The sequence below is a fragment of the Neisseria subflava genome (assembly GCF_003044935.1).
In the GTDB taxonomy this organism is placed as follows: Bacteria; Pseudomonadota; Gammaproteobacteria; order Burkholderiales; family Neisseriaceae; genus Neisseria; species Neisseria subflava_E.
Genome location: NZ_POXP01000002.1, coordinates 122,299 through 137,771, shown reverse-complemented (window position 1 = coordinate 137,771; position 15,473 = coordinate 122,299). Strand labels below are relative to the sequence as shown.

General features: G+C 46.7%; 17 protein-coding genes. All 17 read left to right on the top strand.

Annotated features, from left to right (window positions below; genetic code table 11):
• The first annotated feature begins 9 nt into the window (after positions 1-9).
• Entirely contained in the window at positions 10-1,488 is a 1,479-nt protein-coding gene (locus DBY95_RS06225) for a UDP-N-acetylmuramoyl-L-alanyl-D-glutamate--2,6-diaminopimelate ligase (protein ID WP_107723758.1), read from the top strand.
• Between the two features lie 180 nt (positions 1,489-1,668).
• Positions 1,669-2,190 (top strand): M23 family metallopeptidase, encoded by a 522-nt coding sequence (locus DBY95_RS06220; RefSeq protein WP_070826302.1) that lies wholly within the window; start codon positions 1,669-1,671, stop codon positions 2,188-2,190.
• A gap of 24 nt (positions 2,191-2,214) precedes the next feature.
• Positions 2,215-3,069: a peptidase gene (locus tag DBY95_RS06215; RefSeq protein ID WP_107723757.1), complete on the top strand. Its 855-nt coding sequence runs from the start codon at positions 2,215-2,217 to the stop codon at positions 3,067-3,069.
• Positions 3,070-3,090: 21 nt separating this feature from the next.
• Entirely contained in the window at positions 3,091-3,594 is a 504-nt protein-coding gene (locus DBY95_RS06210; RefSeq protein WP_107723756.1) for a hypothetical protein, read from the top strand.
• The gene (locus DBY95_RS06205; protein WP_107723755.1) at positions 3,591-4,955 is read left to right on the top strand and encodes a UDP-N-acetylmuramoyl-tripeptide--D-alanyl-D-alanine ligase; all 1,365 of its coding nucleotides are present in this window, start codon (positions 3,591-3,593) and stop codon (positions 4,953-4,955) included. Before DBY95_RS06210 ends, DBY95_RS06205 begins: the two co-directional genes overlap by 4 nt.
• Before the next feature lie 15 nt (positions 4,956-4,970).
• Positions 4,971-5,120: a hypothetical protein gene (locus DBY95_RS10610; RefSeq protein WP_003748282.1), complete on the top strand. Its 150-nt coding sequence runs from the start codon at positions 4,971-4,973 to the stop codon at positions 5,118-5,120.
• 100 nt (positions 5,121-5,220) lie between these two features.
• A complete protein-coding gene (gene mraY, locus DBY95_RS06200; RefSeq protein ID WP_004518887.1) occupies positions 5,221-6,303 on the top strand; it encodes a phospho-N-acetylmuramoyl-pentapeptide-transferase in 1,083 nt (360 codons plus the stop codon).
• Positions 6,304-6,418: 115 nt separating this feature from the next.
• Positions 6,419-6,898, top strand: coding sequence for a group II truncated hemoglobin (locus tag DBY95_RS06195; protein WP_107723754.1), 480 nt, complete (start codon positions 6,419-6,421; stop codon positions 6,896-6,898).
• A gap of 130 nt (positions 6,899-7,028) precedes the next feature.
• On the top strand, positions 7,029-7,640 hold the full coding sequence (locus DBY95_RS06190) for a hypothetical protein (RefSeq protein WP_107723753.1): 612 nt from the start codon (positions 7,029-7,031) through the stop codon (positions 7,638-7,640).
• Between the two features lie 139 nt (positions 7,641-7,779).
• Positions 7,780-8,271 carry a hypothetical protein gene (locus tag DBY95_RS06185; RefSeq protein ID WP_159068470.1) on the top strand — a complete coding sequence of 164 codons (492 nt, stop codon included), beginning with the start codon at positions 7,780-7,782 and terminating at the stop codon, positions 8,269-8,271.
• 22 nt (positions 8,272-8,293) lie between these two features.
• Positions 8,294-9,367: a hypothetical protein gene (locus DBY95_RS06180; protein ID WP_107723751.1), complete on the top strand. Its 1,074-nt coding sequence runs from the start codon at positions 8,294-8,296 to the stop codon at positions 9,365-9,367.
• A 24-nt stretch (positions 9,368-9,391) separates the two neighbouring features.
• Positions 9,392-9,916: a hypothetical protein gene (locus DBY95_RS06175; RefSeq protein ID WP_107723750.1), complete on the top strand. Its 525-nt coding sequence runs from the start codon at positions 9,392-9,394 to the stop codon at positions 9,914-9,916.
• A gap of 61 nt (positions 9,917-9,977) precedes the next feature.
• The gene (locus DBY95_RS06170) at positions 9,978-10,901 is read left to right on the top strand and encodes an SEL1-like repeat protein (protein ID WP_107723955.1); all 924 of its coding nucleotides are present in this window, start codon (positions 9,978-9,980) and stop codon (positions 10,899-10,901) included.
• Between the two features lie 45 nt (positions 10,902-10,946).
• Positions 10,947-12,284 carry a UDP-N-acetylmuramoyl-L-alanine--D-glutamate ligase gene (gene murD / locus DBY95_RS06165; RefSeq protein ID WP_107723749.1) on the top strand — a complete coding sequence of 446 codons (1,338 nt, stop codon included), beginning with the start codon at positions 10,947-10,949 and terminating at the stop codon, positions 12,282-12,284.
• Positions 12,285-12,297: 13 nt separating this feature from the next.
• Positions 12,298-12,858 (top strand): L,D-transpeptidase family protein, encoded by a 561-nt coding sequence (locus DBY95_RS06160; RefSeq protein WP_107723748.1) that lies wholly within the window; start codon positions 12,298-12,300, stop codon positions 12,856-12,858.
• 133 nt (positions 12,859-12,991) lie between these two features.
• Positions 12,992-13,594, top strand: coding sequence for a hypothetical protein (locus DBY95_RS06155; RefSeq protein ID WP_107723747.1), 603 nt, complete (start codon positions 12,992-12,994; stop codon positions 13,592-13,594).
• Between the two features lie 189 nt (positions 13,595-13,783).
• The gene (locus DBY95_RS06150) at positions 13,784-15,280 is read left to right on the top strand and encodes an amidase (protein ID WP_107723746.1); all 1,497 of its coding nucleotides are present in this window, start codon (positions 13,784-13,786) and stop codon (positions 15,278-15,280) included.
• Positions 15,281-15,473: the final 193 nt, after the last annotated feature.

Below are 15,473 nucleotides of genomic sequence, written 5' to 3'. Positions count from 1 at the left end.
ATATTGTTTATGTTCAGCAAGCTAACCCCTTTGGCTGAAACCAACTTTCCGCCTCTGCTGTGTGAAAACGCAGCAGGGCGTTTGTTGCATTCAGACAGCCGTCAAATCAAACAAGGTGATATTTTCGTTGCCTGTCAGGGCGAATATACAGATGGCCGCAGTTATATCCCCGCAGCCATTGCCAACGGCGCGGCTTTTGTTTTTTGGGACGATGACGGCAAATTTGCGTGGAATCCCGAATGGAACGTTCCCAATCAAGGCATTAAAGATCTGAAACATCGCGCCGGTATGTTGGCGGCGCAGGTTTACGGCAATATTTCAGACGGTCTTAAAGTTTGGGGCGTAACCGGTACCAACGGCAAAACCTCTATCACACAATGGCTGGCGCAAGCTGCCGATTTTCTGGGCGAAAAAACCACCATTATTGGCACAGTCGGCAACGGCTTTTGGGGCGCATTGGAAGAGACCACGCATACCACGCCTGCTCCTGTCGATGTCCAAACCCTGCTCTACCGCTTCCGCCAGCAAGGCGCAACAGCCGCCGCGATGGAAGTCTCCAGCCATGGCCTTGACCAATCGCGCGTCAACGGCGTGCCGTTTTGCAGTGCAATCTTTACCAATCTCACCCGTGACCACCTCGACTATCACGGCACCATGGAAGCCTATGGTGCCATCAAATCGCGCCTGTTCTACTGGCATGGTCTGCAACACGCCATCATCAATGTCGATGACGCATACGGTGCAGAACTCGCAGGCCGTCTGAAAAAAGACTGTCCCGATTTAGCCGTTTACGGCTATGGTTTCAGCGAGCAAGCCGATATCCGCATTACCGATTTCACCGCTTCTTCAAACGGCATGGAAGCCGTATTCCAAACCCCGTGGGGCGAAGGAAAATGCCGTACCCGTCTGCTCGGACGATTCAACGCGCAAAACCTCGCTGCCTGCGTTGCCTTGCTGTGTGCCAACGGTTATCCACTCAATAACGTTTTGGAAGTACTGGCAAAAATCCGTCCCGCTTCAGGCCGCATGGATTGCATTATGAACAGCGGCAAACCTTTGGTTGTTGTCGATTATGCCCACACGCCCGATGCACTGGAAAAAGCACTCTCCACTTTGCAGGAAATCAAACCGCAGGGCGCGGCTTTGTGGTGCGTATTTGGCTGCGGAGGTAACCGTGACCGTGGCAAACGCCCATTGATGGGTGCGGCAGCCGTGCAGGGTGCCGATAAAGTTGTCGTAACCAGCGACAACCCACGCTTGGAAAATCCTCAAGACATCATCAACGATATTTTGCCTGCCGTGCCTCATCCTGAACGCGTCGAAGTTGATCGTGCCGTTGCCATCCGTTATGCGGTTGAGCAGGCTGCCGCAAACGACATCATTCTGATTGCCGGTAAAGGGCATGAAAACTATCAGGATGTACAAGGCGTGAAGCACCATTTCTCCGATTTTGAAATCGCAGAAAAAGCATTGGCAGCGCGCGGATAGACCATATCGCAAATGTTCAGACGGCCCGAAACCTTAAGGCCGTCTGAAAAAGATTTAAACATATACAATAAAAGCAAAACGACACACGCATTACGGCACGTCAGCCATTAAACCCATCACAGTTGTTTGTTTCGGAGGACTTTTTAACAAGGCCGTCTGAACAACAAGGAGACCGATTTGATGCTGAAAATGCCGACAAAAACCTTATTAATCAGTGCAGCCGTAGTTTTATTCGCAGGCTGTACCACCAAACAACTTCCGCGCCCTACTGCCGAAATCGAGCAGTTGAGGGCGCAACAGCCTCCGGCCGAGCAAAGCCTGCCCAATCCTGTCAAAGGCAAGCGTTTTGACGACACTTGGGGCGCGGCGCGCAGTCAGGGGCGCAGGCATGAAGGTGTGGATATTTTTGCTAAGAAAAACACGCCGATACGCAGTACTACACCCGGCATCGTAACCAAAATCGGGCGCAACCGATTGGGCGGTAAAGTTATCGGTATCCAAGGGCCGGGTGCTTGGCATTACTATGCCCACCTCAATAAATTTGCCCGTATCCGTCTGTATGAACGAGTAAAAGAAGGGCAGGTCATCGGCTATGTCGGCAAAACCGGCAACGCCAGAACCACACCGGCCCACCTGCATTACGGCGTGTATCTGCCGAACGGCGCGGTGAATCCGTATCCGCTGATTAATCAGAACAGATAGGCCGTCTGAACAAGATTTGAGAATATGAACGCAAAGAAATTGGTTAAGGCAACGAATATCGTCGGTATGGTGGCAGTCGTGCTGCTGGTGTATTGGGTATTTGTTCTGATTTTATCCAATGTTTTCGGGCTTAAGGTATTCCGCGAATACATTACGGAAATTTTCCTGATGAGTATTTTGGGAATTTTTGCCGTGATGGCGGGTGCCTTGATACTGAACATCATGCTGAATTTGACCCGTATTGCCGAGCGAGGACAAGAGGAAGAAAGCAAAGGTGGCCGGAAAACCTTATATTTGTTGTTGGCAGTGTTTCCCGTTTTAGCAGCCCTGTTATTTGGCGGAAATTATCTGACTGTTCAGAAAAAACGTCAGATTTTGACTCAATCTCTAGAGCGTATCGTCAAGGATAATCCATCGCAAATCAATGCGTTGGCAGATTATCGTTTTGACTTGGCGTACATCAAAAAAGCGGCGTTAATTCTTGAGCTGATGTCGAAGGAAGATTCTGCCTTTAAAGCCGCTACGGTGATTGTGCCGGATACGATAGGTAATAAACAGGTTTATCTGGCTTTCTCAGCCGATTCCTATTTAAGCGGGATTGATGAGCAGACACCCAATGCTCAGGGAGTAGGCGATGATAATGGTTTTGTCGTTACTCGGAATGGCAATAAAGAAATAATCAGCAAAACGCAATATCTTTATGCCCCAAATCTGAGCGAGCGTGAATACTTGCAAAGAATATTTGCCGGACAAACAAATGAAATACGTTATGAGGCAAAAGACGGTAATTACAGCCTTTGCCACCCCTACCGACAAAACGGTAAAACCATTGTATTGTGTTTTTCCGATTACCAGCAGTACGGGAAAATCGGCAGTTGATAAGAGAAAGTGATTTGTAGTATGAAAAGTTGGTTTTCCAATACATTTCCTGAATATAAAAAATTGCCCAAAAGCGGCAAATTTATGGCATGGCTGACTTTTGTGCAGGGCGTGGTTTGGTTGATTCTGGCATCAATTCAGAGTGTGCAAGGACTGATTAACAACATAGCATGGGCTGTGTTTTTTGGGATTTTACTTTTCATTTTGGGTGTGTTGGCGTTGTCTGCAGCATGGAATGCGTTTAAATTCCGTGAAATAGGTTTTAATAGAATGATATATGTGTACACGCCATGCTTGTTGCAAATAGTCTTTGTAGGAGAGGCATTTTCTTTTACGTATTATATAGAAAGTGTACTGCAATTATTATTTAGCCTTACGGTACATAAGCTTACTGTCGGTGTAAATTTTGCCGCTATTCTTTTTATTGTGCTGGCAGGACGTAATTATCGTCATTTAAAAATGGTTTCCCAAAATACGGATAAAAATGTGGAGCCGTTAGAACAAGGACAAGAAACACAATCATGAAACCACTAGACCTTAATTTTATTTGTCAGACCCTCAACCTTCCGATGCCGTCTGAAAATCAACCTGTTTCGCGTATCGTTACAGACAGCCGCGATATTCAGGATGGCGATGTATTTTTCGCGCTTGCCGGAGAGCGCTTTGACGCGCATGATTTTGTTGAAGATGTGTTGGCAGCGGGGGCAACGGCAGTTGTGGTTTCGCGCGAAGATTGCGCGGCTCTGGAAGGCGCATTGAAGGTTGACGATACGCTTGTGGCTTTGCAAAAACTGGCGAAGGCGTGGCGTGAAAATGTGAATCCGTTTGTCTTTGGCATTACCGGCTCTTCCGGCAAAACGACGGTTAAAGAGATGTTGGCCGGTGTATTGCGTCATCGATTCGGTGATGAAGCCGTGTTGGCGACTGCCGGTAATTTCAACAACCATATCGGCCTGCCGCTGACTTTGTTGAAACTGAACGAAAAACACCGCTATGCCGTCATTGAAATGGGCATGAACCATTTTGGCGAATTGTCTTTGTTGACCCGAATCGCCGGTCCGAATGTCGCTCTGGTCAATAACGCTTTGCGCGCGCATGTCGGTTGCGGTTTTGATGGTGTCGGCGACATTGCCAAAGCCAAAAGTGAAATCTACGAAGGTTTGCTTTCAGACGGCATTGCGCTGATTCCGTGCGAAGATGCCAATATCGCTACATTTGAAGCCGCTACTGCGCAATTGAACGCTCAGACTTTCGGCATTGCCAGTGGCGATGTCCATGCAGAAAATGTTGAGTTGAAACCGTTGTCTTGTACGTTTGATTTGGTGCGTGACAATGAACGTGTTGCCGTGGTACTACCAGTCCCCGGCCGTCACAATGTGCATAATGCCGTAGCAGCGGCGGCTCTGGCTTTGGCGGCAGGTTTGAGCCTTGCCGAAGTTTCAGACGGCCTGAAAAATTTCAGTAATATCAAAGGCCGTCTGAATATCAAGCAAGGCATTAAAGGCGCGACTTTGATTGACGATACTTATAATGCCAACCCTGACAGCATGAAAGCCGCTATTGATGTGCTCGCCGCTATGCCTGCGCCGCGTATTTTTGTGATGGGCGATATGGGCGAATTGGGTGAGGATGAGGCCGCAGCCATGCACGCCGAAGTCGGCGCGTACGCCCGCGACCAAGGCATCGAAGCGGCTTATTTTGTCGGCGACAACAGCGTCGAAGCGGCGGAAACATTTGGCGCGGAAGGTTTGTGGTTTGCAGACAAAGATCCTTTGATTCAAGTGTTGAGCCATGATTTGCCTGAACGCGCTACTGTATTGGTCAAAGGCTCGCGCTTTATGAAGATGGAAGAAGTGGTCGAGGTGTTGGCAACAACAACTGCGTAAAAGGCCGTCTGAAATATGAAAAAGATTTTACTATTGGCTGGTTTGCTGATTGCCGCGTTTTATGCTGGAATGAAAGTACAGGCATTTATTTATGAAGATACCTGCTTGGATTTGGGTGGCGGAAAGAATCCTGGAAACTATCCGATTTGCGTGGTAGAGAAATAATCTTACTCAACAAGGCCGTCTGCAATTTCAGACGGCATACCGATTTATTTTTAATTGGGCATAAGCCCGCTGTAACAACAAAAACAAAAAAGGAAGCCCCATGTTTTTATGGCTCGCACATTTCAGTAACTGGTTAACCGGTCTGAATATTTTTCAATACACCACATTTCGTGCCGTGATGGCGGCTTTGACTGCTTTGGCGTTTTCCCTATTGCTTGGTCCGTGGACCATCCGCAAACTGACTGCGCTTAAAGTAGGCCAAGCCGTCCGTACCGATGGCCCTCAAACCCACCTGATCAAAAACGGTACGCCAACCATGGGCGGATCGCTGATTTTGACCGCCATAACCGTGTCCACAATCTTGTGGGGCAACTGGGCAAATCCTTATATTTGGATTCTCTTAGGCGTCTTGCTTGCTACCGGCGCACTCGGTTTTTACGACGATTGGCGTAAAGTGGTTTATAAAGACCCTAACGGCGTGTCTGCCAAATTCAAAATGGTGTGGCAGTCCAGCGTTGCCATCATCGCCGGTTTAGCATTGTTCTACCTTGCTACAAATTCCGCCAACAATATCCTGATTGTTCCCTTCTTCAAACAAGTTGCCTTGCCGCTTGGCGTAGTCGGCTTCTTGGTATTGTCCTACCTGACCATCGTCGGCACATCCAATGCCGTTAACCTGACCGACGGATTGGACGGCTTAGCCGCATTCCCCGTTGTACTTGTCGCAGCCGGTCTTGCCATCTTTGCCTATGCCAGCGGCCACTCCCAATTTGCACAATACCTGCAATTGCCTTACGTTGCGGGCGCGAACGAAGTGGTGATTTTCTGTACCGCCATGTGTGGCGCGTGTCTCGGCTTTTTGTGGTTTAACGCCTATCCCGCGCAAGTCTTTATGGGCGACGTCGGCGCGCTCGCGCTTGGCGCGGCGCTTGGTACCGTTGCCGTCATCATCCGCCAAGAATTTGTCCTCGTCATTATGGGCGGTTTGTTTGTTGTTGAAGCCATTTCCGTTATGTTGCAAGTCGGTTGGTACAAACGCACCAAAAAACGCATCTTCCTGATGGCGCCGATTCATCACCATTACGAACAAAAAGGCTGGAAAGAAACCCAAGTCGTCGTCCGTTTCTGGATTATCACCATCGTCTTGGTGCTGATTGGTTTAAGTACCCTCAAAATCCGCTAAATCTCCAAAGGCCGTCTGAAACTTTCAGACGGCCATTATGTAAGGTAAGCATGCTTGCCTGAATCCTACGTCTCAAAATAAATCCCGTAATAATCCACACAGAAAGTCTCCAAACATGTACCAATCTTTTGGCGGCGCAACTGGTATCCGCACACTGACCGACCGTTTCTACGACTTGATGGAACTTGAGCCGCAATACCAAGCCTTACGCCAAATGCACGGCGAAGACATGACCCTGATACGCGAAAAGCTCTACGAATTTTTCAGCGGCTGGCTCGGCGGCCCGCAACTCTTTGTCGAAAAATACGGCCATCCCCAACTGCGAGCCCGCCACATGCCTTTTGCCGTCAACGTACAAGTCCGCAACGAATGGATCGCCTGCTTTGCCCAAGCCATGAGCGAACTGGACATCGATAAAGCACTTGCCGAGCCGGTTTTAATCCAAGTTTTTGCCATGGCAGATTGGTGCCGTAACCAAAACGAAGACGGTATCGAACCGCCTATGCCGCCGATGGCGGTCGATCCCGTAATCCGCATTCCCGAATTGAAAAACGTTTTAAAGCAGTATGGCGTGGATAGTTATTTTGAAGGTTGAGGTCGTCTGAAAAGTGATTGTGATAGCAAATGTAAAAATAGATTAATCATCATGATAAAGGGGGACTTTAAACTCAAATCATGAAAAGGTCGGATTCTGAATCCAGCCTACGGCTAAAACAAGAGGTAATATGGATGTTGTAGGAATAATGCTGATGTGGTTAGTTGGAATAGTCTTTTTTCCTATTATTGTGTACATCGTATGGAGAATTTATAAATATACGTGCACACTTCCTATAAAAGTGCAGCGAGGTATAGCAATTTTAATCATTGTTACCCCGTTAATTTTATATATGGGTATGTCGCAAATCGTAGATAAAGGATATTGCATTAGGGACAGAAAGTATTTTTCTGAATATTCAAAAGAAAAAATGGTTAATGATGCAATAATTTTGTTGATAAATAAGGGTTCAGATATTTCTTTGGGTGGGTATAAAAAAAATCAAGATTTTTCTAAAAATTCTGAGACTTTTGATATTGCTAATTTTAAATCATTTAATGATGATTGCTGTCATGTATATATAGGTGATATTAATGACGGTAGCGGTCCGGTTAAATATGTCTATAAATTCACTGGGAAATTTTATGGATATGTAATGTTGGAGTATTGGCAAATAAGGCCAAATTTTAAAATGTATGAAGAACAAAAGCGTGTTTATCAGAAAATTGAAAAAACAAGAAGCTATTATGGAGTGAGCCGTTGCGGAGAAGTTTTTGAAATTCCCAGTTATCTATATTTTTAAAATTGTGGAAAAGATATAAGAAAGGATAGTTATGTTGAGATTTCTACTTGGAATTAGTTTTTGTATAACATTATCAGCTTGCCAAACAGAAACTTTGGTAAAAGATATAAACATTTCGAAAAAACAGGAGTTGCATAATATGAATATGAATACTTATTTTGCTAAGAATACAAAAAAATTAGATGAGGTGATACAAATTCCTAGTGAGGGTGTTAAATCTATCGATGTATATGCTCTCTATGGATTTGTTGAATCATTTTCGCCCATTTCTACTGCTGAGCAAATTAAACAAAGAGTAGGGGAAGGTTTGGGTTATAAGGACTTATTTGGTACAAAATCTGTCCATTACCGTTTAGAACCAAAAGACTTTTCTCATTTTTTCTCTGGTTTTAATAGAATTAAAAGTACATTAAATCCTTATGATAAATTTGATTCAGTATATTTGATATTGATTGAAATTAAGTATAACACCCATTCTGTCCAAATACTTACTCGAGAGGCAGCAGCGGGAGAAGATTTTTTATTCAGTAAAATTATTAAGAATGATGAGAGATTTTTGATTTTATTGGATTCAAAAGGATTAAAAGAGTTATTTAACACGATCGATCCAAATCAAAATATCCTGAAATGATTAATTTAAGTTGGAGCTGTTTATGACAAGCGGTGTGGATTTTAATAAAAAAGGTTTTGTTGCCAGTGTGCAAAATGAGGAAACTTTTGGGAGAGTTTTAATAGAAAATAACGCTTACAATAATGAGACGAAAGAGTTTGATAAAACAAAAGTGAATGCTTTAATGCCTGCAGATTCGGATGATGTCAAAAAATTAGACTTGGCTTTGCAATATTTGCAGCAAAATGAAAAAGCTAATTCGTTGATTCAAAATGCTTCTGATATGGGTATTCATATCGTAATCTTTAAAGAGGGAGATAACACTTTTTATCCACTAAGACCCAATAATACTGATGGGATTATCTTTTGGAACCCTAATCAATCGGCAGAGATTTTTTCTGAAATTAATGGGAAAAAAGTTTCATTAGGAGTCCAATCTGCTGCTAATGTTTTGTTTCATGAGTTGGTTCATGCAACTGATCCTAATTTGGCAAAATCTGATGTTGAAATGGACAGTTATAACAAGCCTTTTGCATCAGATGACGTGAAACATAAATTTTATAACGCTCCTGAATATTTGGCTGTAACGATGTCCAACGAAATAGTCAGTAAATTTCATAATGAGCCAATAAGACCTGATTATATCGGTGATTCAATGTTTGTTTCTGTACCTAATCCCATCAATTCTCAAACCAATCATTACGACCAAGATGGCAACCTTATAGGTAAAACAGTCAAAACTTACGACGAAAAAAACGAAACTATCAAGACGGTAAATACTGATTATTTGCGTCAAGATGAACGTGGTTTGCCAGTGGAAAGTGAGACGGTCACTGATATAAATGGAGAGCCTGTCAAACAAATTCAAGATAAGTCCTCTTTCAACTATAATTTGCCTGACTGGAACAATTTGAACGGCAGTGATTTATACGCTGCAGTTTTGTCTGCGGACAGTAGTCAGTTGGATGCGTTGGGTAAAAGTCTGGCGCAGTCGGAAGAAGGTCAGCGTATGCTGAGGCAGGGAGAAAATCTGTTGGCTGAATATAAAGAACAGCAGGAATTGGAGCGGCAACAGGAGTTGGTACATTCAAGCCGGGCAATGGTCAGAACGCTTTAAATCCGTATATCAGGGAAGGTTTAAATGGACGATAAGAAATTTGATGAGGCTATAAAGGTGTTGGTAATGTTGCGGGCGGACGTTATCGAACAGGGGAAGAAAATTAATGGCCGAATTAATGAGCAACAGCGTGCTTTGTCGGAGGAGTCTGACCGGTTCAGACGACAGGTTGGTAATATAGTTGACAATGCAGGGAAGACTATCCGACAAGAAACTGAGCAGTCGTTGGGCTTAGCAAGTGAAGGGTATAAGAAGGCAGTTGATGAATTAAATCGTGAAGTGGGAAAACTCAATAAAATTATCAAAAGCTGGTATATCGGCATAGGCGTAGTATTAGTTATTGCTGTCATTATATTGTTTGTGGTGGTGCGATATACGGTTGTTGATTTGGCTGATAGGCGTGCGGAATTGGAGAGTTATGAACATGCCATTGAAACTGCCAAAGCATTTGCTGAGTCGGATGCCTACATATGTGAAGGGCGCATTTGTATCAATACAGGTAAAAATGTCGGTAACGGCTATCGTCAGGCAAAACCGAGAAAGAAATAAAACGTCGTCTGAAAAACTAGGATAAAACAGAAATAATAATTTGAAAGAAATGGATTTTAGAATGAATAAATTATTAAAAAAAATGATGGTAGCCCTGTTATCTTTGGGCTTGGTGCAGGCAGTTTGGGCTGATAATGTACCGGATTTTAAGAAAACGCTTCAAGCTGCAGAGCAAGGGTATGCTAAAGCCCAATTTAATTTGGGTTTGATGTACTACAATGGGCAAGGAGTTCGTCAGGACTATACACAGGCGGTGCAGTGGTATCGCAAGGCGGCAGAACAAGGGGATGCAAAAGCCCAATATAATTTGGGTGTGATGTACGACAATGGGCAAGGAGTTCGTCAAGATGATGCACAGGCGGTGCAGTGGTATCGCAAGGCGGCAGAACAAGGGTATGTAAAAGCCCAATATAATTTGGGTGTGATGTACGACAATGGGCAAGGAGTCCGTCAAGATGATGCACAGGCGGTGCAGTGGTATCGCAAGGCGGCAGAACAAGGGGATGCAGAAGCCCAATATAATTTGGGTGTGATGTATTACGATGGGCAAGGTGTCCGCAAAAACTATGTTGAAGCGGTCAAATGGTATCGCAAGGCGGCAGAACAAGGGTATGCTAAAGCCCAATATAATTTGGGTGTGGCGTATGAAAAAGGTAAAGGAGTCCGTCAGGACTATACACAAGCAGTGCAGTGGTATCGCAAGGCGGCAGAGCAAGGGTATGCCGATGCCCAATCTAATTTGGGTGTGATGTATGAGGAAGGACAAGGAGCCAGTCAAGACTATGCACAGGCAGTGCAGTGGTATCGCAAGGCAGCAGAACAAGGGCTTGCAGAAGCCCAATATAATTTGGGTGTGATGTATGCCAAAGGAGAAGGTGTTCGTCAGAACTATAAGATCACCAAAGAGTGGTTTGGTAAGGCTTGTAATAATGGATTGCAACGAGGTTGCGATGCTTATCGCATATTAAATCAGGCAGGATATTGAATCCTTATTCAAAGGCCGTCTGAAAAAACTTAGGACAAAACCAAAATGACTTTTCAAAACAAAAAAATCCTCGTCGCCGGGCTTGGTGGCACGGGTATTTCCATGATTGCCTACCTGCGCAAAAACGGTGCGGAGGTTGCTGCGTATGATGCGGAGCTGAAAGCTGAGCGCGTGTCGCAAATCGGTAAGATGTTTGACGGGCTGGTGTTTTACACGGGTCGCATGAAAGATGCGCTGGATAACGGTTTCGATATTTTGGCGCTCAGTCCCGGCATCAGCGAGCGGCAGCCAGATATTGAAGCGTTCAAGCAAAACGGCGGGCGCGTGTTGGGCGACATCGAATTGCTGGCGGACATTGTGAACCGTCGTGGCGACAAAGTGATTGCGATTACCGGCAGCAACGGTAAAACCACAGTAACGAGCCTGGTGGGCTATCTCTGCATCAAGTGCGGGCTGGATACCGTTATCGCGGGCAATATCGGCACGCCGGTTTTGGAGGCGGAATTGCAGCGCGAAGGCAAAAAAGCGGACGTGTGGGTGTTGGAGCTTTCCAGCTTCCAATTGGAAAACACCGAAAGCCTGCGCCCGACTGCGGCGACGGTGCTGAACATTTCCGAAGACCATCTCGACCGCTACGACGACTTGCTCGACTATGCGCATACCAAGGATAAGATTTTCCGTGGCGATGGCGTGCAGGTTTTGAATGCGGACGACGTGTTCTGTCGTGCGATGAAACGGGCAGGGCGCGAGGTGAAATGGTTTTCTTTGGAACACGAAGCCGATTTTTGGTTGGAACGGGAGACAGGCCGCCTGAAACAAGGCAATGAAGATTTGATTGCCACGCAAGACATCCCGCTGCAAGGCTTGCACAATGCCGCCAATGTTATGGCTGCCGTGGCTTTGTGCGAGGCTGTCGGTTTGCCGCGCGAGGCATTGCTCGAACAAGTCAAAACCTTCCAAGGCCTGCCGCACCGAGTGGAAAAAATCGGCGAGAAAAACGGCGTGGTGTTTATCGACGACAGCAAAGGCACGAATGTCGGCGCGACCGCCGCCGCGATTGCCGGTTTGCAAAATCCGCTCTTCGTGATTTTGGGCGGCATGGGCAAAGGGCAGGACTTCACGCCCCTGCGCGACGCGCTTGTCGGCAAGGCAAAAGGCGTGTTCCTGATCGGCGTCGATGCTCCGCAAATCCGCCGCGATTTGGACGGCTGCGGCTTGAATATGACCGACTGCGCCACTTTGGAAGAAGCAGTTCAGACGGCATACGCCCAAGCCGAAGCGGGCGATATTGTGTTGCTCAGCCCTGCTTGTGCGAGCTTTGATATGTTCAAAGGCTATGCGCACCGTTCGGAAGTGTTTATCGAAGCGTTCAAAGCTTTGTAAGGCCGTCTGAAAGATGAAAGTCGGGTTGAAAATCGGCTTGTCGGCAGCTGTGCTTTTGGCTGTCGCCGCTTCAGTAGTTTGGTTTGCCGCGCCGATTCGTTCCACGACAACTGTTACCATGTCAAGTGAAGCGCCGTTGCCTGAAAATGCGGTTATCGACAGATTGGTCGTGTATAAAAGCAAACGCACCATGTCGGCGTACTCGCAAGGCAGGTTGCTGAAAACCTATCCTATTTCGTTGGGCAAGCAACCGGTCGGGCATAAACAGTTTGAAGGCGACGGCAAAACGCCCGAAGGAAAATACCGCATCAATGAGCGTAATCCCAATAGCGGCTACCATAAAAACCTCGGCGTTTCCTATCCCAACGAAGCCGACAAAGCCTACGCGGCGGCACAAGGCAAAAGCCCGGGCGGGTTGATTAAAATCCACGGCATGAAAAACGGCTGGGGTTTTATCGGTAAAAAACACCTGCAAAAAGACTGGACCAACGGCTGCATCGCGGTAACGGACGAAGAAGTCGACGAACTCTACCGCAGTGTAAAACACAACGCGGAAATTGAGATTCTGCCGTAAACCTTGTGCGCTATTGCCTCAAAGGTCGTCTGAAAACGTCAAGGTGGTTTCAGACGACCTTTTTGCAGCAACGATAAATTTGTTTCTTTTTCTTTATCCGGTGTTACTGTTTGAAATATAAGCCATATAAAAAATGATGAAGTTAACTCGAAAACTTTTGACTACAACTCCTTTTATCCTATTATTTGTTTTTTGGGGCTATAGTGAAATAGATACACGGTCTTGTCAGTATATAAACCTAAACAATGATTTTTTCCAATTTATAGATGATCTGTCAGAAGAACGTGTTAGAAAAATTAATAAGGAAAAGGGGTTGTTTGCGCCTGTTACATGGAACTATCCTACAAGGGATATATCTGTATATACGCTGTTAAAAGCTGAAATATTGGATAATCCATCTCCGTATGTTTGTGATGCGGCTTATGTTATTAAGTCCAAGGAGTTTGACCAATCCCAAAAAGCATACGCTATTATGTTGATGCATTTTGCTTCAATGAAAGATCATATCTACCTGTTGAAAACAGCCAATAAAGCTTATGAGGAGAAAATTATTACTGATAAAGAAGTGTTAGCGGAATTGCTGTATACCCCCGAACATATGGGTTACAGTACTAATGCAAAATATGTCTGGTTACCTGTATGGCGTAGAGAATTTATGAAACATGCCAATGAGGTATTGGATAAAGAACAAATTGATAGTATTCGATCAGGTAAAATTCTGTGGAGAGGATGGTAGTAAACATAGGTTGAGATCTTTGTAAAATTCCCTAAACTACCACCAAGACATTTAGCGGGCTTCTCCATGTGCATATTCTTTCAGTAAACTGCAACAACCCTGGAAGCTAAATACATTAAACGCTTTACCATGGCAGGTAGCTATGCCTGACTGACAAAACGTGTGTTTATCAATCCGAAAGGAAAACCCATGAATTTTCAAGACTACATCCGTTACGATGCCGTCGGTTTGGCAGAGCTGATCCGCAAAAAAGAAGTCTCCGCCGATGAAGTGTTGCAGGCTGCTTTAAACCGCTTGGACGAAGTCAATCCCAAGCTCAATCTGTTGGCGCACGATCTGCGCGAACGCGCGGCGGCGTGGCAGGGGTCGTCTGAAAATGCCGATACGCCGCTGGCGGGCGTACCGTTTTTGCTCAAAGACTTGCTGGCGGATTGGGAAGGCGCGCCGACATGGTCGGGTTCGCGTATGATGCAGCATTACATTGCCAAACAAAACAGCGATTTGACCCAAGCCTATCTCGATGCGGGGCTGCGCGTGTTCGGCAAAACCACTACGCCCGAATGGGGCTCGTATCCCGTTACCGAAACCGAAATTTACGGCATCACGCGCAATCCGTGGCATTTGGATTACACCGCGGGCGGCAGCAGCGGAGGCGCGGCGGCGGCAGTGGCTTCGGGCGTCGTACCCGCAGCGCACGGCAGCGACGGTGGCGGCTCCATTCGCTTACCCGCGCACAACTGCGGCGTGTTCGGGCTGAAACCCACGCGCGGCCGCAGCAGTTACGCGCCGAACGCATCGGAGGCATGGCAAGGTTTGGTATGCGACCATGTGTTGACCCGCAGCGTGCGCGACAGCGCGGTTTTACTGGACATCGCCGCCCAAACCCAAGCCCGCGCCCTGTATGCCTGCCCGCCGCCGCCCGAAAACGGTTTTGCAGGCAGCCTGAAACTAGAAACAGGTCGTCTGAAAATCGCTTTTTGGAAACAGACATGGTTTGGCGGCGGTAACGACGAAGGCACGGAAGCCGCGTTCGCCCATAGTTTGAAACTGATGCAAGACGCGGGACACGAATTGGAAGAAGCCACGCCCGATTTCGCGCTGCCCGAACAGCTCAACCGCGCCGCCCGCATCATCGTCATGGGCGAAACGGCAAAACTGTTCTACCAATATCAATACGAAACCGGACAAAAACTACCGCACTGCCTGCTTGAACCGACAACGTGGGCAATGATTGTGCAGGGGCGGCAAATCAGTGCGGGCGAAATGGCATGGGCGCGCGACGTGATGCTGGCGCAGGAACGTGCCGCCAAAGCATTTTTCACACGCTACGACGTGTTGATGACGCCCGTCTGCCCGCGCACCACGCCGAAAATCGGCGAGATGATGCCGCCGCCCGCCGCACAAAAAGCCATGCGCCTGCTGTTTGGCACGCTGCGCTTGGGTTTTCTGTTGAAAAACAACCCGTTTTTAGAAAAAGAAGCCGCCGCCGCGCTGCAATACGTCGGTTATACGTCGCCGCTGAACATGAGCGGCAACCCCGCCATGAGCGTGCCGCTTTACCGGCATAACGAGCTGCCCGTCGGTACTCAGTTTGCCGCCGCTCACGGACGCGAAGACACGCTGCTCCGCCTTGCAGCGCAGTTGGAACAGATACAGCCGTGGGCGGAAATACCGCAGTTGGCTTAGGGTTTGTATTGGATAAAAAGTAGCCTATTTTTCTGAAGAAAAAATTTATACAAGGCCGTCTGAGAACATAAAAGCGTTTTCAGACGGCCTTTTGCCGGTATCAAAGGGTAGGGGAGGGCGCAAAGAACGTCGGAATCCGGCATCTTTAAAGATTCTGAATTGTTGGTTTGGAAATAAACCTTTAAAATAACGT

Coding starts and splice junctions, on each gene's coding strand:
- DBY95_RS06225 (WP_107723758.1), top strand. CDS start 10: ATGTTCAGCAAGCTAACCCCTTTGGCTGAAACCAACTTTCCGCCTCTG.
- DBY95_RS06220 (WP_070826302.1), top strand. CDS start 1,669: ATGCTGAAAATGCCGACAAAAACCTTATTAATCAGTGCAGCCGTAGTT.
- DBY95_RS06215 (WP_107723757.1), top strand. CDS start 2,215: ATGAACGCAAAGAAATTGGTTAAGGCAACGAATATCGTCGGTATGGTG.
- DBY95_RS06210 (WP_107723756.1), top strand. CDS start 3,091: ATGAAAAGTTGGTTTTCCAATACATTTCCTGAATATAAAAAATTGCCC.
- DBY95_RS06205 (WP_107723755.1), top strand. CDS start 3,591: ATGAAACCACTAGACCTTAATTTTATTTGTCAGACCCTCAACCTTCCG.
- DBY95_RS10610 (WP_003748282.1), top strand. CDS start 4,971: ATGAAAAAGATTTTACTATTGGCTGGTTTGCTGATTGCCGCGTTTTAT.
- mraY (WP_004518887.1), top strand. CDS start 5,221: ATGTTTTTATGGCTCGCACATTTCAGTAACTGGTTAACCGGTCTGAAT.
- DBY95_RS06195 (WP_107723754.1), top strand. CDS start 6,419: ATGTACCAATCTTTTGGCGGCGCAACTGGTATCCGCACACTGACCGAC.
- DBY95_RS06190 (WP_107723753.1), top strand. CDS start 7,029: ATGGATGTTGTAGGAATAATGCTGATGTGGTTAGTTGGAATAGTCTTT.
- DBY95_RS06185 (WP_159068470.1), top strand. CDS start 7,780: ATGAATATGAATACTTATTTTGCTAAGAATACAAAAAAATTAGATGAG.
- DBY95_RS06180 (WP_107723751.1), top strand. CDS start 8,294: ATGACAAGCGGTGTGGATTTTAATAAAAAAGGTTTTGTTGCCAGTGTG.
- DBY95_RS06175 (WP_107723750.1), top strand. CDS start 9,392: ATGGACGATAAGAAATTTGATGAGGCTATAAAGGTGTTGGTAATGTTG.
- DBY95_RS06170 (WP_107723955.1), top strand. CDS start 9,978: ATGAATAAATTATTAAAAAAAATGATGGTAGCCCTGTTATCTTTGGGC.
- murD (WP_107723749.1), top strand. CDS start 10,947: ATGACTTTTCAAAACAAAAAAATCCTCGTCGCCGGGCTTGGTGGCACG.
- DBY95_RS06160 (WP_107723748.1), top strand. CDS start 12,298: ATGAAAGTCGGGTTGAAAATCGGCTTGTCGGCAGCTGTGCTTTTGGCT.
- DBY95_RS06155 (WP_107723747.1), top strand. CDS start 12,992: ATGATGAAGTTAACTCGAAAACTTTTGACTACAACTCCTTTTATCCTA.
- DBY95_RS06150 (WP_107723746.1), top strand. CDS start 13,784: ATGAATTTTCAAGACTACATCCGTTACGATGCCGTCGGTTTGGCAGAG.